The organism is Nucisporomicrobium flavum (assembly GCF_016464385.1).
GTDB lineage: Bacteria > Actinomycetota > Actinomycetes > Mycobacteriales > Micromonosporaceae > Actinoplanes > Actinoplanes flavus_A.
Map to the genome: position 1 here is coordinate 74713 of NZ_JADMLH010000020.1, position 19243 is coordinate 93955.

Genomic DNA, 19243 nt, shown 5'->3' on the forward strand with positions numbered 1-19243 from the left:
CTGACGGTCCGGATCAGGGACAGCGGTGTCGCGGAAGGGGCCGCCTGATGCGGACGAGTCCGAGGCTGACGATCGCGGTGGAGCGGCGGCGTGTCGACGTGTTCCGCTTGCGCTCTGGTGCAACCGTTACTGCGAGGACAGATACCCGTTCGAGCGATCGGTAGGAACTGTTGGCCGCCTGGGACGCCCTGGAAGCGATAGGCACCGTGGTGGCAGCGGCAATCGCAGCTTACGCCGCGAAGCAAGCTCGCGCGGCGGCAGGCGAGTCGCGCGCGTCCGCGAGCGAGGCGAACGAGGCAGCAACCAAGCTGCTGGCCATTGAGAGCCAGCGTCGCCACAGCGAGCTGTGCCCTCGATTCCGCGTGACGGTCGAGCGCTGGCATGAAGGCGGTAGCAGCGAGAATCTACGTCTTCGAGTTATGATCATCGCTCCGCCAGGACTCTCTCGGCTTGACAAATTGACCGTCACGATCAGGGATGACCTCTACCGACGAGGTGACGCTCATCGGCCCGTCATGGGCGGGCCGACGACACAAGACATCAAGGCCCACATATGGGGGCCGTACCGTTTCACGCCTGGCACCGGGCCGTATGGAGATACGCCGGCCGATAGAGCTGGGCGGACAACGGTGTATGGCGCGGAGTTGCCAATCGCCGAAGAGTTGCTGTTCCAACTCGAGCACACGGCCCCCGGCAGGTGGATGGGAAGCACGAGCCAAGCCGACTGGCTACGGCAATGCGGAAGCACTGTTCGTCTTGCTTTTACCGCCGAGCACAAAGAGCACGGCACGTGGTATCTACCTTGCGAGATCGACACGGCCGAACTCCCGGTGACCGCCTACATACCCTGACCAGGTGGTCGGCGCCCGGCCCTACGGCGTCGGGAGCCGGTACAGAGCCAGGTACGCCAAATCGGCAAGGTCTGGACGGGGGGCTGCGGGGCATTGCACCGCAGAGGGTTCCGGCAACGGACATCGGTTGCTCGCGACGAGTAATCCGTAGCGCAGCTGGAAACATGCGGTGGGGAAGCCATCCGAACCGCGAGGAACACGACGCAGATTTCGCTTCGCGATTGGAGGCGCTAATGGTCGAAGCTGACGCCTACTGGTCTGCCGATATCACCGCCGCGGCTACAGAGTCATCAGATGGGTCTTCGGGGTCGAAGGTCCTGAACCCGCCGGGCGGTGTGACGTTCACGAAGAATGCCATATTCTCAAGGTGATTACGCATGTGGATCTCCGTCCTGAACATGCGTTCGTGCAGCGACACTCTCTGGCCGTCCAGCTCAAAGCTTGCCCACTCTTGGATCTCCGGATCGATGGACACACCGGGGTTAAACATGATGTCCGACGCGGACAGCGGCTGGCTGGTAGTAAATCGCGCAATGGTCAAAGTCTCGTTGACCGGTGCGTATGGCTGAATGCTCGTGTCGAACGTAACGGTGGTGCCCAGCGGAACGCCGACTTGAACGCGATGTCCCGAGACCCGCCCGAGGCCGAGGTGCAGCCGTCGATGCCGGTCCACTCTCGCCAGCTCGTGCAGCCAGTACAGCAGGTTGCTTTCTGGACCATAAGGAGACTGGTAGGGCTGAGCCTTCTCCAGTGCGGCGACGATGTATGTGGGCGCGTTCGCGAGTCGCCGACTCTGATTGCGGAAATCGGCGGGCGTTGTGGCGATCGGGAACTGAAGCTTGCCAGCGTCCGGCGGCGGGTCCTGTCCCGTCTCCGCGGCCACCCAGGCGTAGAGACCATTGTCCAACGCCGCCCTGAGCGCGGCAAGCCAGTCGCTGAAGGCTAGGCCCAACGACGCAGGGGCGGGAGTGTCAGTTCGCACCCGGATCTCGAAGGTGTCGGCGGACATGGCGGAGAGCTCTGCGTTCCACGGGTGCGGGGCGATGTAAGCCGCCCACGCGTCCGCGAACTCCCGCCGCCGGCTCAGGGCCCGATCCAGCCGCGTGAACGCGAGATCGAACAGGTAGCTCATACGTACAGCGTAGAACCGGCCGCGACTGCTTTTCACCGGTGACGACTTCACCCGGCTCCGCATGGCGCTGACCGCCGCGTAGGAATCGGCCTCAAAAACGTTTCGGGCGGCGGCGTGCCCGGGTCCGGGCGCGAACGCCGGGCAGGGCCTGCACCGCCGCCGTCATCAAGAGTGCGCTTGGGTCGTCATTCAGCGTTGATGCGGCATAATTGCGAAATGGTCCAATGGCGCGGTAAGCCGCTGATGGCCGCCTTGGTCGCGGCTAGTGTTCTGCTGGCCGGTGGCAGCGTCGCGGCGTGGTTAGTGACCGAAAATCCCGGTGGAACGACCCCGAAAGCGCCGCCCGCCCGGGAGCCGTCGGTCCGCACCGACGGGGAGGCAATCACGGTCGCCGTCGCACCGGATCGCCCTCTCTTGGTCGCCGTCCCCGGGGTGGGGCATCTCAATGCGAAGAGCGGATCTTTCACCGCGGCCGGGCGGATCGTGGTGCGAACACTGGCCGCAGAACAGGCTCCGGACTCGGCGGTCCTGCTGGGCGGCGTCGGCGTGGACGTGTCGTTCGACCAGACCGCGCTGCGCGCGCCGATCACCGTACGGTTCGACGACCCCGCCACCCGCAACCGGGTGCCCCGCGACGCCGTCCCGATCGTGATGCACAAACCGGCGGGCGGCGACTGGGAGGTCAAGCGACTGAGCCGCGCCGCCGACGGTGTCCCCTACCTGTCGACCGACGAGTTCTCGCCAAATCTATTGGGCTGGATCCCTATCCCGGACTGGGTGCGCGAGCTCGGTGACTCGCTGGCCGACATGGCCACCCAGCGCACGGATGCCCGCCTCTGCGCGGGCGGTGCACCAGACTGGAGCCGGGTGGATAGGGGCACCACCCAGGTCCACCTCTGCTCGATCACGAACCGCGATCGGGCCGAACTCCAGGTGCAGTCCAACCGCCGCTTCGCCCAGTGGGTGTCGGTGCCCGACGGCGCTGACTACGTTTGGGTAGACCAGGTCCCCGACGTAGCGCGTACCTTCATCGCTAACGCGACCGGCCACGACCGAAATCAGGTGCTGCTGACCGGCGGCAGCTGGTTCACCGCGGGCTTCCGCCGGCCGGCCCGGTCCGAGACCAAGGTCTTCCAGGCCTACCTCGACCCCTACAGCTCCGCGATCAGCGTCGGATTCAGCATCCTCGGCCTGGATCCGAAGAACGACTTAGCCACCGTGTTGCCGATCGTGCTCGAGTGCACCGCACCCATCCTCGCCCTGAAACCGTCCGTTTCCGAAGAAAACGCCGTCGAGTTCTTTCGCTGCTTCGTGGAGGAGGCCCTGGAAAACCTCAAGAACCCGGACGTCGCCTTCGCCCAAGCCATGGACCTCTACGGCGAGGCCGCCTACGCCGAGTCCTCCGAGAATGGCCTGGCGAAAGCCGCGCACCGACTGCGCTTCCTGGGTAAAATCATCGGCCCGGTCGGAGTGATCACCTCGACGTTTCCGCAGCTACCGGACCTATTCTCCGCCTCAGGTACCGACCGGCCAGGACAGTTCACGTTCGAGCTGGAAGCGGCCCCGGTGAAACCAACCGCCGAACCGAACCCGCCCACGACGACCGATCCGCCCAAGGCCGCGCCGCCGCGGCAGGAGCCGGCACCGCACCAAAAGGAGCAAAAGCCGGACCCCGCACCCGAGCCGGCGCCCGCGACGTGGTCCGAGACCGTGGGCGGCGCGACGCACACCTGGACCAACCCAGCCAACGCGGGCGGCATCGAGGGAGCGACCATCGCGTCGTTCACCACCGTCCAGGTCGCCTGCCGCCTGACCGGATTCGCCGTCAGCAACGGCAACACGAACTGGTACCGGATCGCCTCCCCACCGTGGAACCACCAGTTCTACGCGTCGGCGGACGCCTTCTACAACAACGGCGCAACCAGCGGGTCACTGCTCCGCACGCCCTGGTTCGACCCGGCCGTCCCACCGTGCTGACGACCACCACGGACCCGGCCGGCCGGACAAAACAACACCGGCAGTAGCCCAGCGCGGCAAGCCGGGTTCCAAGCACCATCTGATCCGTGACGGCAACGGCACTCCGGTCTACGTACACACCTCCGGCGCGAACGCGCCTGCCATCAGCCGGGCACTGGACCTGCTCGATGGCTACCCACCGATCGCTGGCCGGACCGGACGACCACGCCGCCGATTAACCAGCCTCCTGGCCGACAATGCAAACAGCCGAGAAGCGTTCCGGCATGCCTGCCGCGAACGCGGCGCCGAACCCTCTATCTCAAGGCCAAGATCACCGGGATCAAGGGCCCGAGCAAGCTCCGCTATGTTGTCGAGCAAGCCCTCGCCCTACTCCACCAGCTCCGCCGCCTGTCCGTGCGCTGGGAAAGACGCCTCCACATTCCATGACTGCTTCGTCACTTTCGCCTACGTCCTAATCTGCTGACGCGGCTTGACTAACTGGACTATTCAGAGAACCTGTTAGGAGCTTGTAGGAAGCAGCGCCGCAGGTGAGTGAGCGCGATCTGCCCTCCGCCGATCATGAGTCTCTCGGTGCATGTACCTGCGTAGTCGATTGCAGCTGCGTTACCCGTCCGGCGAGCCCGTCGGCAAAGTAAGGGCTCGGCACCGCGCGAACCCGATATATCACCGCCTGGGCAGGTGTGGCCGTAACGAGAGACCCGTCGTGTCAGTCCGGCTCGCCGACCGTTTCCGTGGGCACAGTCTTCCGGATTCGTGACCGGATGGGCGCCGTATCGCTTTAGTCACCATTGACTGATTCCACCGGTCGATGGGTGCAAGGTCACCCTGAACTCGGCCGTTACGCGGATTCGGCCTCCGGTGAACGGCTGTTACCGTCGCTCGTCCGCCCCCGGAAGAACGACACAGGAAGCTCCATGAGAATCACCGAATGCCAACAGCAACACGCGATGAGGGCTATTACCGACGTTCTCGCCGAAACCGGGCCGATGATGCCCTCCGCCCTGGTCGCCGCCGTCGCCGAGAGGTTCTCGATTCCACCGGACTCGGTGCTCCTCGGATGGCATTATCTTCTCGTCAGCGGACGGCTCCACTTCACAGTGGACGACGAGATAGCCCTCACTGTCCGAATGAGTGACGAGACAGCGCACTTCCTCGCCTTGGCCGACATGCGGAACTTCGTGACCAGTCAGGAGGCGCCGCTGCACCGCCACGAACTGGTGGAACGACTACGCCCCACCACCACGATACGTCGAGAGGCTTTGTGGCAAGCAGTGTCCGCGATGGTGCGACAGGGCGAACTCGTATATGGCGACAACGACGGCAGGCTGATAGGTAGCAAGCAATAGACCACGCCGCTCGATCCGTGTATCGACCGGCCTCCACGGGGATTGATGCTCACATGAAGCGTGATATCGGGGCAGAACGCGCAAAGGATCGTTCCCGTCGCAGGGTCGGTGGCCGGGACAATGAACCGAGCGACTATCGGAGCCCGGGGGAAAAAGACCGCGACCGTGTTCTATATTCGGCCGAGTTCCGACGGCTTGCCGGTGTCACGCAGGTCGGGGCCGCACACGAGCGGCACCTCATACATAATCGACTGACCCATAGTCTGAAAGTTGCCCAGATGGGCCGGCGTATCGCCGAGCGGCTACTGGACCAAGAGGACTCCAATCTCGACGAGGCCGGTCTCATGCCCGACGTCGTGGAAACCGCCGGCCTCATTCACGACATGGGCCATCCGCCCTTCGGCCACGCCGCCGAGGAAGCACTCGCAAGCGCGCTGGAGGACTGCGGCGGGTTCGAGGGCAACGCACAATCCTTCCGGATCGTCACAAAGCTCTCGACCCGTGACTTTAACTCTCCCGGCCTGGACCTCACCAAGGCGACCCTCGGCGCGGTGCTGAAATACCCGCAGCTGACCCCGCCGAACACGCCGCCCGACCTGACCGACCGCAGCAAGGGCAAGAAGTGGGGCGCCTACGAAACCGAGCTGGAGGACTTCCAGTTCGCGCTCGGCTCGGTGCCGGCCAAGGGTGTAGCCGGGGTTCGGACACCCAATGCGATCGTCATGGACTGGGCGGACGACATCTCCTTCGCCACACACGATCTCGAGGACTTCATCCACGCGGGGATCGTGCAGCTCGAGACCCTGGCCAGCCAGTGGGATGAGTTTTGCATCGATGGAAAGGGTCGTCTTGCTGGCAAGAACGGCTTCAATCCCGATGAGTACGACAGGGCATGCCAGAGAGTCCGAAGCTTGTTCGAAGGGTTTAAACCGTACGACGGGACACGCCAGCATCGCGCGAAGCTGCATAGCTTGATCAGCGACTTGATCACGGACCTCGACCACGCCTGCAGCGAAGTAGATGGTCCGCCCTACGTCGAGGTCAATCCCCATAGACAGTATGTCGCTGAAGTCCTCAAGCACATCACCAACTACTACGTAGTCAGCAATCCCAGCATCCGCGCGGCAGAGGCTGGCCAGAAAAAGACTGTCATGCGCCTGCACGAAGAGCTCGTCGAATCACTAACCGACCGACTCGCTAAACAGCGGAGCGGCTGCCCCGACCTGCTTGACGAAATGTTCAGAGCGGCCGCCAAAGAGCAAGACGAGCTCGAAGCGTTGCGGCGGGCGGCGGCCGACTACATATGCACCCTGACCGAGCAGCAGGCGGTCGACCTGCTGGGCCGGATCAGCGGTCAAACCCCAGCGGACTCTCTGGGAGTGTGGCTCAGATAGCCGATGCGGTTGCCAGCCAGCACGCTGGGTCCAGACGGACATGACCGAGACGCCAGTAGCCAGGCCATGTGTGCGGAGCAGCAAAAATGTCATAGCCTCCCGTCACTATGGAGGCATGGCTGAACCCGCCGCTCCGATGCCGCGCCGCCGCATCGAACTGTCGCTGCTCGAGGCGCGGAACCGATTCACCCAGCTCGTACGCTTGGCCTCCTTGACCGGCCAAGTTGCAGTGATCACCGATCAAGGGCGTCCCGTAGCCGCGATCGTCCCGGCAACTGCTGTGCCCAGCGACGAGCCAGCTGCGGCGCCAAGGGTCGATACGGAACATGCGGCAGCCGGCTGGATGCGCCGTATCGAACAGGTTCGAGACGCGGTACGCCGTCAACATGCGGCGCGAATAAATGAACTAGAACAAGCGGTGACCGACGCCTGGGGCGTCATCGACCGGGTTGCACCCCGAGGATCAGACCGAGCCGCTGATGAGCTGCGTGTCGCCCAACGCGACGTGCTGGCGAAACCGCCCCACGCCGCCGGCTCTCCGCCGCGACCGAGCTGAAGCCAACGGTAACGACTGTCGCGCAGACGCCGTTGCGAGTTCCGCCCTCCGGGGAATTCGCAACGGCGCCCAGCTCTATCCGCTCGGACGAGGCAGTCCCGCCCGAAGGCTCAGCGGTGGGCGTGAAACGCCTCGACCACTGAGCTCGGAATCCGGCCACGCTCAGAGACCTCGTGACCGTTCTTCTTCGCCCACTCCCGAATCGCCTGGTTCTGATCACGGCTGGACCTGCCGGACGGGGCCGCGGCACCGCGGGACGTGATACGGCCAGCTGCCGACCCCCGGCCAACCCGGGTGGCCTTCTCAAGGTAGGGGTCGAGAACCTTACGCAGCTTGCCGACGTTCTTCTCCGACAGATCGATGGTGTAGTTCACCCCGTCCAGGCCGAACTCGACGGTGCGATCAGCGTCACCGCCGTCGAGATCATCCGTCAAGACGGTAATAACTTGCTTCGCCATATAATCAACACTCCCGTTTGTAAGACGTGTTCGGTCGTTGTCGTATCAGCTCCACCATAGTAGTAACGGGCGGACATTCTGCGAGCCGCCATAAGCACCGACCAGGTCGCCAGTACGGAAGCGGACGGCCGGCAAGGCGAGACCTCTCTACCCAACAGCAGCCGAATCCGCGGAACGCGCTGCCGAAAGTGCGCGCTACCGCAATACATCCGCGGACCGCGGCCGCACGGACTGCATTCCATGCTGACGGTGCTGTTGAGCCGCCAGGAGCAGCGCAGAGGCAAGACCGCTCGCCGCCACGGCCCTCGGCGCACCAGGCCCGTACAGGCTGACGACGCCGCATCGCCGGCAGTACCACGACCGACGCCAGAGCCCGATCGCGTCGTCTATCAGCGGACCCATCACCCGAAGGCGACGCTGCCGCGACCGCAGAACCCATCCGCTGCCTACCGCCACGGCGACGAAGAACACCAGCCCGAACCAAGCCGTACCGTCACCCGAATCCAGCACCGCCAGCTGAAGATTCCACAGGGCCAGCAGGACAGAGCCGGCAATCGTGATGGCCGGCCCGGTGCCCGCACGCGGTCGCCTCGGCGCGGCCAAGGCACGAGCCAACGCGCTGACCTGGACCACTCGACCGCTGACGGGCACGTCGTAGCCGAACCGGCCAACTACACTGCCACGGACCACGCCTGTGGAGTGACCGGCACGCACCGCAGCCGGCACACTCACCAACTGATCAAGACGGCGGCACCGCAAGCACACCGATTCGTGAGATCGCTGCTGCGGGAGCGGCTTATCGCTCATGGACATACCTCCATTATGGAACCGCGGGTGCGGTCAGGCACGTCAATATCAACGAAGCGTCGAGTGAGCCGCGCGCGAGCCGGTTCTCACTGATCCCCGACCAACTCGCACGCAACAACGCCGACATCACCTCGCCCGAGGGCCGTCAAGCAGCCTCGCCCAAACCCTCAATGAACGGCGAGACATCGCCCTTCAACTTCTTGCCCTTCTTGCGACCCTTCTTCGCCTCACGCATGTCCGCAACTTTTCCATCGGGGAGACGCTCATCAAGCGCCTTGAGCCGCGCCTTATCGCCGCGCGTGAGTCGATGACCGTAGACATCAAACGTCGTCTTGATCGAAGCATGCCCGATGTGGTGCTGGATGACGAAGAAATCCCACCCGGCATCGATCAAGTACGCCACGTGCGAGTGCCGCAGGTCATGGAACCGAGGCCGCTGGTGCAGCCGCGTCTTGCATTCGCACGACGACACGGCCAAATCATTGACGCGCCGCACCTTCGTGCCGTTACCAACCTTGGCCGGGATCGGCGGATGAGCGGCGCACCGCTGTGCCGCTGCAACTGCCTTGTTCCAATACCGCGACCGGAAATTGTTCGCGTCCCACGGCTTACCCCCCGGCGCCGTAAAGACCAAGTCGCCGCGGCGCTTGCCCTTGATCCGCTCAGCCAGCAACGCAGCGACCGTCTTCGGCAGCAAAATCGACCGCCTCGATCGCTCCGACTTCGGCTCCGCGAAAGTGCCACCACGCCGCAACGTCTGTTCGACATAAACCACCGGCCGATCACCGCGCAGCTCCAACGAGCCCACCCTCAAGCCAAATATCTCACCCATCCGCATACCCGTTCCCAACGCCACCTGAACGAGATCGCGGATTGCATCCGGGCAAGCAGCGACAAGCAGACTCGCCTCCTCGGTCGCCAGGAAAGACGCGTTGTACCGGTAGACCTTCGGCAAGCCGTTGCTCCGGTGCCCGGGCAGCCGGTCGAGCGGATTGTCAGGCCGGAACCGGGGGACCGCATCTCTCATCACCATGCTCAGCACAGCCCAATGCTTCTGGACGCCGGCTGGCATCAGATCCGCCGACAGACTCACCTTCCACGGATTGATGTTCTCGTCGCGGGTGATCTCCTCCACCCGTAGATTGCCGAGGACGGGCACAACCCGGCTCCGCATCATGCGGGCGTACTCCTTGTGAGTGCTGTCCGCTACGTCAACCTTCAACGTCAGCCACTCCTCGACCCACGCGGCGAGCGTCGGGCTGCGCTCCGCCTCCCCGCTCTGCTCGTCGTCCGGCTCGTCGTCCACCTTGTCGATGCCCAGCAGCGCGGCGTATACGTCCGTGTCACTGATCTTGTGGTGACGCGCCTCAGCCAGATCCTTGGCCGCCCGCGCCATCTTCTCGGCCGCGAAGGTGCACGTCTGCCAAGCGCCCATGCGACCCGAGCGCCACCGAACCTCGTAAGACCGCCCCCGCGGTTTCATAGATGCCATGCCGAGGAAGGTAAGCCGAACAGGTGTACGCATGCGAACACCAACGAGGCATGTCGGCTCCTACTGAGCGTAAGAACCGGCACCCTGAAAACCTTCTGACCAGGGCCTACTTGCAAACAAGCAGGTCACAGGGCGTATAAGTTCGAACTGGCAGTGTGGGGGTCAGGGGTTCGAGTCCCCTCAGCTCCACCAGGAGAAACACCCGGACAAGCGTCCGGGTGTTTTCGTATGTGCCAGATCCGTGCCAGATCACTCGTCGACCTTGGCGCGCGCTTCCATGATCAGCTGGTTGAGCGCAGTGGCGATGGCGTCATCTCGGTCACGACTCGCGTGCTGGTAGATCATCGCCGCCCGGGTGCTGGAGTGACCGATGCGTGCCATCAACTCTTTGAGTGTCGCGCCGCTCTGCGCGGACCAGGTGCTCCCGGTGTGCCGTAGGTCGTGGAGGTGCAGACTGGTCTCCTTCGGGATCTTGGCCGTGTTCAGGGCGGCATGCCAGACCCGGTTGAAATTGCGGCGCAGGGGGATGCCGCCTTGCGGGCCGACGAAGAGGCGGCCGGTGGGGCCGGGCTGGGCGTACCGCTCAAGGTGAGTCTCGATGTCGAGGCGTAGGCCGTCCGGAAGGCTGATGGGCCGTTTGCCCGCGGCTGACTTGGGATCGCCGTCGATCTGGGTGCCGTCTTCCATCTCGGCGGCCATGCACGATGCGCTGCTGACCGACGTTCAAGAAGAACGCGCCACGCTGCTGGTCCGGCCGGAAGCAACGCCAGCACTCACCCGCTTACAGGAGATGGGGATACGTCAAGGTAGGAAGCATCCGGCCTTGGGCCGATGCGCCGCTCTACTACGCGATGGTCCTAGGCCTAAATCCCCGTCGGGAGAGTGGAAATAGCTTCTAGGGCCCCAGGTTGGCCGCAGATCCTGTTCAAACTTTCTGTACGTCTTCAAGGCGGCCCGAAACGGGCCGCTCACTCCGTCGCCGAGGGCAGCGCACCGCCGCCCGCAGGGATGCGGGCGGCGGCACGCTAACCGCTCCTCGGCGACACTCGTGGAAACGGGAGGGTCGGGCCTGCCGAAGACCGCAGAGTTGCTGGAGTGGACGGTGCTATCCGGCGGCCGACCGGTGCGGCCTCAGCGACCCGGTGCAGCTGCCCACGCCAGGCCGCAGCGCGTGCGGCGGGCCGGTGGACGGTTGCGGTTACTGCGCCTCCGGCGGGGGCGCTCCGGCTCCGGGATGGCCGCGTACCCCGTCACCCACGACCCGGGCAAGCCGAGCAGACCCCCGCCGGCGCCCGCCAGCCTGGGTGGCCAATGTCAAGGCGGTCTTGACGCGGCGGGCGCCGGCGGCGGCCCGCTCCCCAATGGGCGGGTCGAGGGCGACGGGACGGCGTACGTCGGTTAGCGGAACTTACTTTCGGCTTCGCTCAATCACGGCTAGAGAAAGCCCTAAACCGCTTAGAAGCAAGCCAAGAACTCCGGCGATTGACGAACTAGCCAATATTACAAGAATTGCGGAATTTCCATTCGCCCGGGTATCCGTAGCTAAGGCAAGAGATGCTGTAACCAGAACGACCAGCAGGAAGACCCCAGTGACCAGAAGAGAGATGATGATTCGCCCCCGTGCTCGCGCGAATTTTTTCTCGGACTCCTGCATGTTCGGGCTACCCGTCGATCGTGGACCGAAGGCTGCAAGGATCGCGACTGCGGCCATGATGAAGCCGAGCAGCGAACTAGAAGTGCCAGTCAATGAGGAATACATCTGTTGGCGAACGGGTACAGCAAGATCGGAAATTAGTATTGGGCCCCTGGAGCGTGCGCACCAAATTATTAGCAGCAAGCCCGAGCCAACAAAGAAAAGCACAGGAACGAACCAATGGTTACGATCTATCCACCTCAGGAAACGCACAACACCCCCTATTCATAATCGTGAAAAACCTGCGTCCGAAGCGCCCGTGCGAAGGTGCCTTGATCGACGTAAGAGCGGTGAGCCTTGTCCAGCTCAGTGAACGTCGCATCAGCATTAGGCAGCGCAGGAACGGCTTTGTCGCGCGGAAGATCGACTTCAACCTTCAGGCGCTGTTTCGTCAGATTTATGGTATCGATCTTTCCTACCTGTGGGTCATACCCGCTAATAATCAGGGTGTCAACAATGTCGTGAGCTCTCTCTGCTGCCTCGAATGCAGCATCTTCGAGGGGCTGTTCGAGATACTCGTTCTTCGGCCTAAATCGCCCTATGCCAACCTTGACCCGAAGCGATGGGGCCTTCGGTCCAAAGGCGCCGGGCATGAAGGTTTCCAGGATGCCGGCGTCTCGGCTCGAATAGTCGGGGCGCGTAATGCCAATCTCGACGCTACGCAAACTTCCCCGCATGCGCAGCAGTTTCTCGAACATGTCCGGATTGTATAACGGCTCAAATGAAACGTATTGCGCCAACTTGCTACGGAGAAAAAAAGAAAGTCGTCCTGGCCGAGGGGCATTCTTGTGAAGATCTTGCCCCGCGATGCCGTCGGGCCACAACGTCACATGAGACACGTCGGCGGGATAGTGGCCAGCGAGAACCGGCAAAATATCGATCTTGCCACCCGGCTGCCACTGCGTCGGATGTTGGTCCTCGGTGCGCAGTGCTAGCAGTTGTAGTCTTGTGGGCCGACTGTCATCACCCACATCAACAACGCTCACCGCGGTGGTCACTTCCTTGCCCTTAAGAACGAGGAACTTGGGGTCACCGACGGCCTCGGCAGCAAGACGGGTAGCGACCTCCGACGGACGGAAGGGGGCACGCATCGGCTCGGCGTGCCATTGATAGAAGACCAGCGATCGAGGCAGCATAAAGACACGGTATGCGCGCACGTGTTCAAACGCCTTAGGGGACCGTGTTGTCTCATGACCAAAATCCGACACGCGGATCACTTGCGATCATGTGAGATCTCCCCTCCTGCTCGGCGCGAGCCAAGCAACTTCGAACCTCCGACTCCTCCTTAGAACACTAGTACGAGGGTACGACAAACACGGGCAGCTAGCCGTCCTGTCCGAGTTCGTTGAGATTCCTCTATGGCTGGTAGCCGGTGTCGAACACGCCGCTAGACAGCCCGTCGAGTGCTTTCAAGGCGAAGCCCGCAGGCGTCAGCGGCCGGTCCAGCGCCCTGATCATTCTCGATGCGAAAGTCGCCACAGGCCCGGCGTGACGGTTGACAGCAGCCAGCTGGATGATCACTGCGCAACCACCATGCTGTGAGGACGATGTGCTGAAGCTACCAACCAGGGGTGCAGGCACCGGCGGACTGACAGCAGAAGACCTACCGGCGGGTAGTCAGCCGGGCGGCAGTCGGAGTAGCTATGGTCGGCAACCCGAAGGTTGCCAAGGCAATTAAGAAGGGTCAAGATCCAATCCGCATGCGGAGGTTGCAGCCTGGCACGGATATAAGCAGATCTTGACCAAAGCCTAGGCTCAGTGCGTGACATCGCAATCTGATCGGGGTCGCACCGAGAGCCACCGTAGCGACGTGCAAGGAGCTGGGCACCCACGTCGGTGGTTTTGGGTGGGGACTGGCGGCGCAGTCGTGTTCGTGGGCAGCCTCGGCTGGTTCCTCGCTGGGCAGGGACTTGACCGCGCTGACAAGTACAGCAGCATCATGGCGATGTTCATTGCTGTAGCTGGGCTCGTGGTTGGAGGGCTCAGTTGGTTGCTGCGGCGGCAACGTCCGGCAGGGGCTAGCTACTCAGTTTGGGACAAGGAGGAAGGCGGTCTCGTCAACGAGGTCTGCGCCCCCTCCGACTTGCCTGCCTGGCCTAGGCACTTTGAGGGCTACAGATTCTTGCGCGAGGAGAGCGGCGGCGTTCGGGTCTTCGGCGGACAGGGGCTGGCCATAATGTCCGATTTTCCGGCGACGATGAACGGTTGCGCTCACCAGCGCTTCTTCGTCCGCTGGCGAACACTTGGCGGTCACTCCGTCGCTGCGTCGCTGGTCTCTGTGCCGGATCTGATCACGGTTGAAGCGGCCGCCTATGGGTCGAGCGGCTGGATGTCGTCACACGGTTGCGGGCAGCCGGCATGGGAGGTCATCAAGGATGAACAATCGCTAGTAGACGTTGTAGTCAGTTGGCAGGTCTGGGTGCCCACGTCTTGACGCTAGCCGGGCAGTCCGCGTGCCAAAACCGTGCCCGATGAGCCGGGCGCGGTGGGGACGTGGCGAGGATTAGGTCTTGAGGCTGGTGAGCGTTCCGCAGCTCGGTGATCATGACCGAGGACCCTCTGGCAGTGTGGGAGTCAGTGGGGTCGGTAGACGTGTAGAGCATCGCTAGCTCCCTCTACCCGCCCGGGGATTTGCAAGCGAGGGTCAAGGTTGTTGTCGGTCCCGTGCCGTATTCTCGCTCACGAACTGCGACCTACCAGCTAGGGAGAGCTTGTGCCAGCGCAGCCGATCACACCGCGCGTTGGACGTCCCGTCCCAGAAGACATGCGAACCTCCTTGTCGCCTCCTGTCCGGCAGGGACTTCAGGGCTGGCTGGCGTCCTGGCTAGCCGGCGAATTCGGCGACGATCTCCAGCGTGCGGTACTAGTCGCGGCCGGACTAGACCTTGACATCGGCCGTCCTGACTGGGCTTTTAGAGACCTCCTCCAGTACAGCAATCAGGGCGATGAAGAACTCCTTGATGCCGTCCACGTCACCCTCGGCGTGCTGAAGTCGGACACGCGTACAACGCGGCGGAATCCTCCGCATGAAGACGTCGACCGTTTCCTCGCCGTCGGTAGATCGGCATGGACCGCGACTGAGGACGGCGTCATGCACCGCTCCAGCCCAACGGCTCAAGCCGCCTTCGAGTCAGCTGCGACTACGCCAGGCTCGTCAAGCACGGAGCTGAATGAGGCATGGCGGACAGCTCACACTCGCAACGGCAGCGCGGGTGACGCATGGGACCACGCCATCAAGGCTGTTGAATGCGTCCTCATCCCGATCGTCGTGCCGAGGAAAAGCAAGCCCAACCTCGGTGACGTGATCGGTCAATTGCGTGGCCAACCCCACCTATGGAAACTAGGCATTCGCGGGCAAAATCGAGACCACAGCGTTGAGCCCCTTGTTGCTGCGCTCACCTTGCTATGGCCGGACCCAAACCGACACGGTTCTCCCAGACCCGAGGCGCCGGCAACCCCTGAGGAGGAACGGGCCTTGGTCAATCTGGCTGTCGCGATCGTGCAATGGGCGAAGGACGGGCTAATCGCAAGGCGGTAGCGCGAGGCCGACGCGGACCCGAGCTGAGTGACTAACTGAGTGACAATCGCCAGAAATCCCGACGGACGACCGTGGATGTCTGCGGAGTGAAACCGCGGCTCAACGCGAGTATCGCGCAGGGTGAACCGCCATGGTCGGTTGCCTGGGGGTCAAGGGGTCGCCCCTCCCGCTCGCCGCTACCTGGGACGAGTGGTATGTGCATCATCGCCCGTAGGAACTGCGAAACTCATATCAGGCATCGACATCAACTCCGAATACGGAACCTTCTCGAGCTGCTCCGCAATACGGTCGGCGAGGGCATCGAACTGGTCTGAAACCCAAGTCAGCGCCGTCTCAATCAGTAGACCAATATTGGTTACATCCGAGTCGCCTCCGATAAGCCCAACCATACTTAGGCATACGACTTTCTGAACTTGCGGCTTTGTGGCCGGAGGAGCCACAACGACTCCTGCTTGAGCTTGTGAAAAAGGGTTCTCGTCGTGAATGAAATGCTTATTTCGCATGGCAAGATAGTGATTCGCTACGTCTCGCTGTACTCCCGCTGAGTAAATCCTTTGGAGAGACAATGAAAAGCGCGATCGGGAGTTGCCGAAGCATTTAGCCCAGGTGGTGACCGAGGATCGAAGCAAAGATTGCTTAATTACCTCAGGTTGGTCTGGGCTGTTCCGAAGTGTGATGGCACACTGGTGAGCAAATTCTAGATCTTGGCGATGAAGCGCAAGGTGCGCTAAGCGGCGGGCCTCCCTGTCAGATAAAACAGCCAACTTCACGGCGTCCGGGAAGCCCTCGACGTGGAGCCGTCCGCTGTTCATCGAGATCTGAAGGTCTTCCATTCTGGAAGCCTAACGCTCGGCTGAGTGACTATCGTTGCCGACGGGCAGCGCAGCCTGGGGCTTCCTGCGAGATCGGTGCCCGGCGTGAACGGGGGGCCGGCAGCGGCAAGCCGGGTTGAACGCGCGGCCAGCATGTGAGTGACTAACTGAGTGACGACCGGAACGTCTAAAGGGGGACGTCCATGGAAGCTGATGGACTGTCCCAGCAGCTCAGCGGCTATGTCGTTGCTGCATGGGCGACCATGATCGTTCCTTGACACGGAAGCAGTCAGAGGGCCCAGGTAGAGTCATCCCATAGAGCTTCAAGGTCGGCTTCTAGATGCACAACGCTCACCGACTCAACCGTTGCGGTAGCAAACTCGATCAACTTAGCGTCGCGACGGCCGGGCATGTCCCAGTACCGAAAGATCGCTTGTCCTGCTTCCTTGGCCTCCATCAGCCGCTCGGCGATGAAGTCAGGTTGATGTGCAACATAGTGCTCCGTCACGGCGCCACCGAAGCGTCGGACGCGAAGGAAACCGTTGACGGCCCTATAGTTCGGCTCGACGACTGGGCCTGTGTTCGGGGAGCCTGTCGAAATCTGGTGTGCGGGGTCGATCGGCATCTCAGATTCGGGAAGGTCGAGGTCGTCAGCCACCTTGGTTGGGGCTCCTGTGAGCAATAAGCAGCTCACTACAAGTTCTGACCACGCTCGAGCGCCAGACCGCTTCACGTCCACAGGGTACGACTCCAAGGCGACTCCTGGATCGGTTGGAGGCTGGTTCACTACAGCACTACCGCTGGCGTGCCAGTTCCGTGCCAGACAGATCGGTCATCACCGGGGAGTAGCGGGGAACCACGAGGGATCGACGCACGTTTGCCCTGGTAGACGGATCGCAGCTCGGCGATCATGGTCGAATACCGTCCTGGCAGTGTGGGGGTCAGGGGTTCGAGTCCCCTCAGCTCCACCCTTGAGCAACGCCCGGACCGACGTCCGGGCGTTTTTGTTTGCGCCCTGGCGCCTTTCACCGCCGGCGATGGCGAAATTATCTTGAAGGCGGACCTCCCCACACCAGCAGGGAAGGGTGAACAATCCGACTGCGAGGCGCCCGGGTCTGATCGGGTGGGGCCCACCGGTTCGGCCTCGCGTGGAGGTGGTCCGGGTGCGTGTGCTCGTGACGGGCGGCACTGGCTTCGTGGGGTCCCATACGGTCGCCGCGCTGGTTGGCGGGGGGCATGAGGTCCGGTTGCTGGTCCGGTCGCCGGATCGGATCGCGCCGGCGTTGCGGCCGGTGGGGATCGCCGAGCCGGTCGATCACGTGGTCGGGGACGTCACCGACCGGGGCTGTGTCGAGCGGGCGCTGGACGGCTGCGACGCGGTCCTGCACGCGGCGGCCGTGTACAGCCTGGACTCCCGGGCGTACGCGAAGATCAAGGAGACCAACGTCCGCGGTGCCGAGACCGTGTTGACCGCCGCCGTCCAGCATGGCTGTGACCCGGTGGTTCATGTCTCCAGTTTCGTTGCGCTGATCCAACGGGGGGCAACGGTCACCGCCGGCTCGCCGTTGTCGACCGCGCGGGGAGTCTATGTACGGTCGAAGGCGGAATCCGAGGCGGTGGCCCGCCGGTTGCAGGACGATGGCGCGCCCATAGTGATCGTGTATCCGGGTGGCGTGCTCGGCCCGTACGATCCGCATCTGGGTGATCAAGTGCAGCGCCTGCGGAACGTTGTGCGGGGGCGCTACCCGTCATGGCCCAGCGGCGGCTACCACCAGGTGGACGTACGGGATGTGGCGAAGCTTCACGCTGCGGTGATGACGCCGGGTGCCGGACCGCGGCGATACGTTGTGCCCGGCCATCACGTCACCGGCGAAACCATGTTCACCACGCTGCGGGCAGTGACCGGACGCCGGCTGCCGCATGTCATCTCGCCGGCGAGAATGATGCTTCCGTTCACCGCGATGGCGACTGCCGCCCAACGTGTGCTGCCGGTGCATCTGCCCGCCGAGTACGAGGGCGTTCTCCTTCATGCCTACGACACCCGGTTCGACGACTCGCCGGCCCGCGAGGAACTGGGCGTCCATCCGCGCCCGCTGGTGGATACGTACCGCGACACGGTGCGGTGGCTGTACGACACCGGCCGGCTGACCGCCCGCCAGGCCGGCGCCGTCCATTAGTGCTGCCGCCGCATGCCGGTACCTTCCCGCTCGCATGAGGTTCTCCACAGCCTGACCATCGCCGCATCTACCGCTCACTGCGTCGGCATCTCCTTCGCCCTGCGCGCCGTCACCGCCTGACCCGGACCGGCCTCCCTCCGGGGCACATGACTCCGTCGCCGGCACGTGGCCGGGAGCTCAGGATGCGATGAGGCGGCGCTGGTCGGATGCGGCCAGGCGGCGCAGGAAGTCCGGCGAGGCACCTACGATTTCTGCGGCGCGACCCATTGTGTAGGCCGGGTAGTCGTCGTCGAGCATGTCGTCGGGTTGGGCCATGCATACCTCTCCATGACGAGGGCCCCGGCGCGGAAGCGCCGGGGCCCAGGGTTACGGGTGATACACCATCTACCGACAGGTTCGTCGGTTTGTCGTTTCCACACCTCGCCGCATTCAGCGGCTTGCGGTGCGAGGATCGCATCAGCGTGACCGGAGAGCACCTCACGATCGATGGCCCTGCGGTGTCCGCCTCAGAACTGAGAACTACGTTCCGACGGCGGGCGATCCAACGGTGTTCTTCCCTCCCTTTCCTCTGCTGCATTACTGATGGTGCGGTCGTGCTACCCCGCCGGTGGAGGAGCCCCACGCAAACTTCATGGCCCCGCACACGTGCGGCGGATCTTTCCTGCATCAGGCTGAGCCCCGAAAACGCATCGGCCCTGCCTGCGGTTGCCCTGACCTGGAACTACGTCAAGGTCTTGTCGTGCACTTGCCTTGCCTTGCCACGTGCGGCGATGTCTTCACCGCACCTGCCGAGCGAGCCACGAAACGTTCCGGGCCCTGCTTGACGCTCGGTCTGATTCGTCTGCGTCTTCCAACGATCTCTGCTGTCAACGGAAGGAACGTTACCCGCGCCCGGCGAGAAAGTCTAGGCGCGGAGGCATAGATTTTTCGGGGCAGAGTTCGGAGGTTCCGGGAGGCGGCGACGTTCAGGTGGAGAAGCCCGCGCGCTCGCCGACTACGGCTCGTGGCGG

Annotated in this window: 15 protein-coding genes and 2 pseudogenes; 8 read left to right on the top strand and 9 right to left on the bottom strand. The window is 63.4% G+C overall.

The window, feature by feature from the left end:
* The first annotated feature begins 170 nt into the window (after positions 1-170).
* Positions 171-851 carry a hypothetical protein gene (locus IT780_RS34170; RefSeq protein WP_199515967.1) on the top strand — a complete coding sequence of 227 codons (681 nt, stop codon included), beginning with the start codon at positions 171-173 and terminating at the stop codon, positions 849-851.
* 250 nt (positions 852-1101) lie between these two features.
* On the opposite strand, the gene IT780_RS34175 is transcribed toward IT780_RS34170, so the two are convergent.
* A complete protein-coding gene (locus IT780_RS34175; RefSeq protein ID WP_199515968.1) occupies positions 1102-1983 on the bottom strand; it encodes a hypothetical protein in 882 nt (293 codons plus the stop codon).
* Between the two features lie 216 nt (positions 1984-2199).
* On the opposite strand from IT780_RS34175, the gene IT780_RS34180 reads away from it, so the two are divergent.
* The 5 genes and pseudogenes from IT780_RS34180 (at position 2200) to IT780_RS34195 (ending at position 7256) form a co-directional block, all read left to right on the top strand.
* Positions 2200-3960 carry a hypothetical protein gene (locus tag IT780_RS34180; protein ID WP_199515969.1) on the top strand — a complete coding sequence of 587 codons (1761 nt, stop codon included), beginning with the start codon at positions 2200-2202 and terminating at the stop codon, positions 3958-3960.
* 40 nt (positions 3961-4000) lie between these two features.
* Positions 4001-4423: pseudogene (locus IT780_RS43555) on the top strand (hypothetical protein); the annotation flags it as partial.
* A 451-nt stretch (positions 4424-4874) separates the two neighbouring features.
* On the top strand, positions 4875-5306 hold the full coding sequence (locus IT780_RS34185) for a hypothetical protein (protein ID WP_199515970.1): 432 nt from the start codon (positions 4875-4877) through the stop codon (positions 5304-5306).
* 53 nt (positions 5307-5359) lie between these two features.
* Entirely contained in the window at positions 5360-6700 is a 1341-nt protein-coding gene (locus tag IT780_RS34190) for a deoxyguanosinetriphosphate triphosphohydrolase family protein (RefSeq protein ID WP_199515971.1), read from the top strand.
* A 115-nt stretch (positions 6701-6815) separates the two neighbouring features.
* Positions 6816-7256 (top strand): type II toxin-antitoxin system prevent-host-death family antitoxin, encoded by a 441-nt coding sequence (locus IT780_RS34195; RefSeq protein ID WP_199515972.1) that lies wholly within the window; start codon positions 6816-6818, stop codon positions 7254-7256.
* Between the two features lie 110 nt (positions 7257-7366).
* On the opposite strand, the gene IT780_RS34200 is transcribed toward IT780_RS34195, so the two are convergent.
* The 5 genes from IT780_RS34200 to IT780_RS34220 all read right to left on the bottom strand — a co-directional run bounded on the left by IT780_RS34200 (position 7367) and on the right by IT780_RS34220 (position 13227).
* Positions 7367-7714, bottom strand: coding sequence for a histone-like nucleoid-structuring protein Lsr2 (locus IT780_RS34200; RefSeq protein WP_199515973.1), 348 nt, complete (start codon positions 7712-7714; stop codon positions 7367-7369).
* Between the two features lie 952 nt (positions 7715-8666).
* Positions 8667-9956 (bottom strand): tyrosine-type recombinase/integrase, encoded by a 1290-nt coding sequence (locus IT780_RS34205; RefSeq protein ID WP_199515974.1) that lies wholly within the window; start codon positions 9954-9956, stop codon positions 8667-8669.
* Positions 9957-10262: 306 nt separating this feature from the next.
* Positions 10263-10712, bottom strand: a complete 450-nt coding sequence (locus IT780_RS34210) for a tyrosine-type recombinase/integrase (RefSeq protein ID WP_199515975.1) — start codon at positions 10710-10712, stop codon at positions 10263-10265.
* Between the two features lie 1215 nt (positions 10713-11927).
* Entirely contained in the window at positions 11928-12842 is a 915-nt protein-coding gene (locus IT780_RS34215; RefSeq protein WP_199515976.1) for a hypothetical protein, read from the bottom strand.
* Between the two features lie 220 nt (positions 12843-13062).
* A complete protein-coding gene (locus IT780_RS34220) occupies positions 13063-13227 on the bottom strand; it encodes a hypothetical protein (RefSeq protein ID WP_199515977.1) in 165 nt (54 codons plus the stop codon).
* A gap of 352 nt (positions 13228-13579) precedes the next feature.
* On the opposite strand from IT780_RS34220, the gene IT780_RS34225 reads away from it, so the two are divergent.
* Positions 13580-14140, top strand: a complete 561-nt coding sequence (locus IT780_RS34225) for a hypothetical protein (protein WP_199515978.1) — start codon at positions 13580-13582, stop codon at positions 14138-14140.
* A 1280-nt stretch (positions 14141-15420) separates the two neighbouring features.
* Here IT780_RS34225 and IT780_RS34230 read toward each other — a convergent pair.
* Together IT780_RS34230 and IT780_RS34235 are read right to left on the bottom strand one after the other, a co-directional pair.
* The gene (locus tag IT780_RS34230; RefSeq protein WP_199515979.1) at positions 15421-16077 is read right to left on the bottom strand and encodes a hypothetical protein; all 657 of its coding nucleotides are present in this window, start codon (positions 16075-16077) and stop codon (positions 15421-15423) included.
* Between the two features lie 268 nt (positions 16078-16345).
* Positions 16346-16714, bottom strand: a complete 369-nt coding sequence (locus IT780_RS34235; protein WP_199515980.1) for a hypothetical protein — start codon at positions 16712-16714, stop codon at positions 16346-16348.
* 505 nt (positions 16715-17219) lie between these two features.
* Here IT780_RS34235 and IT780_RS34240 point away from each other — a divergent pair.
* Positions 17220-18233: an NAD-dependent epimerase/dehydratase family protein gene (locus tag IT780_RS34240; protein WP_199515981.1), complete on the top strand. Its 1014-nt coding sequence runs from the start codon at positions 17220-17222 to the stop codon at positions 18231-18233.
* Between the two features lie 186 nt (positions 18234-18419).
* Here the strand turns inward: IT780_RS34240 and IT780_RS34245 are convergent.
* Positions 18420-18548 (bottom strand): annotated as a pseudogene (locus IT780_RS34245) (MerR family DNA-binding transcriptional regulator); the annotation flags it as partial.
* Positions 18549-19243: the final 695 nt, after the last annotated feature.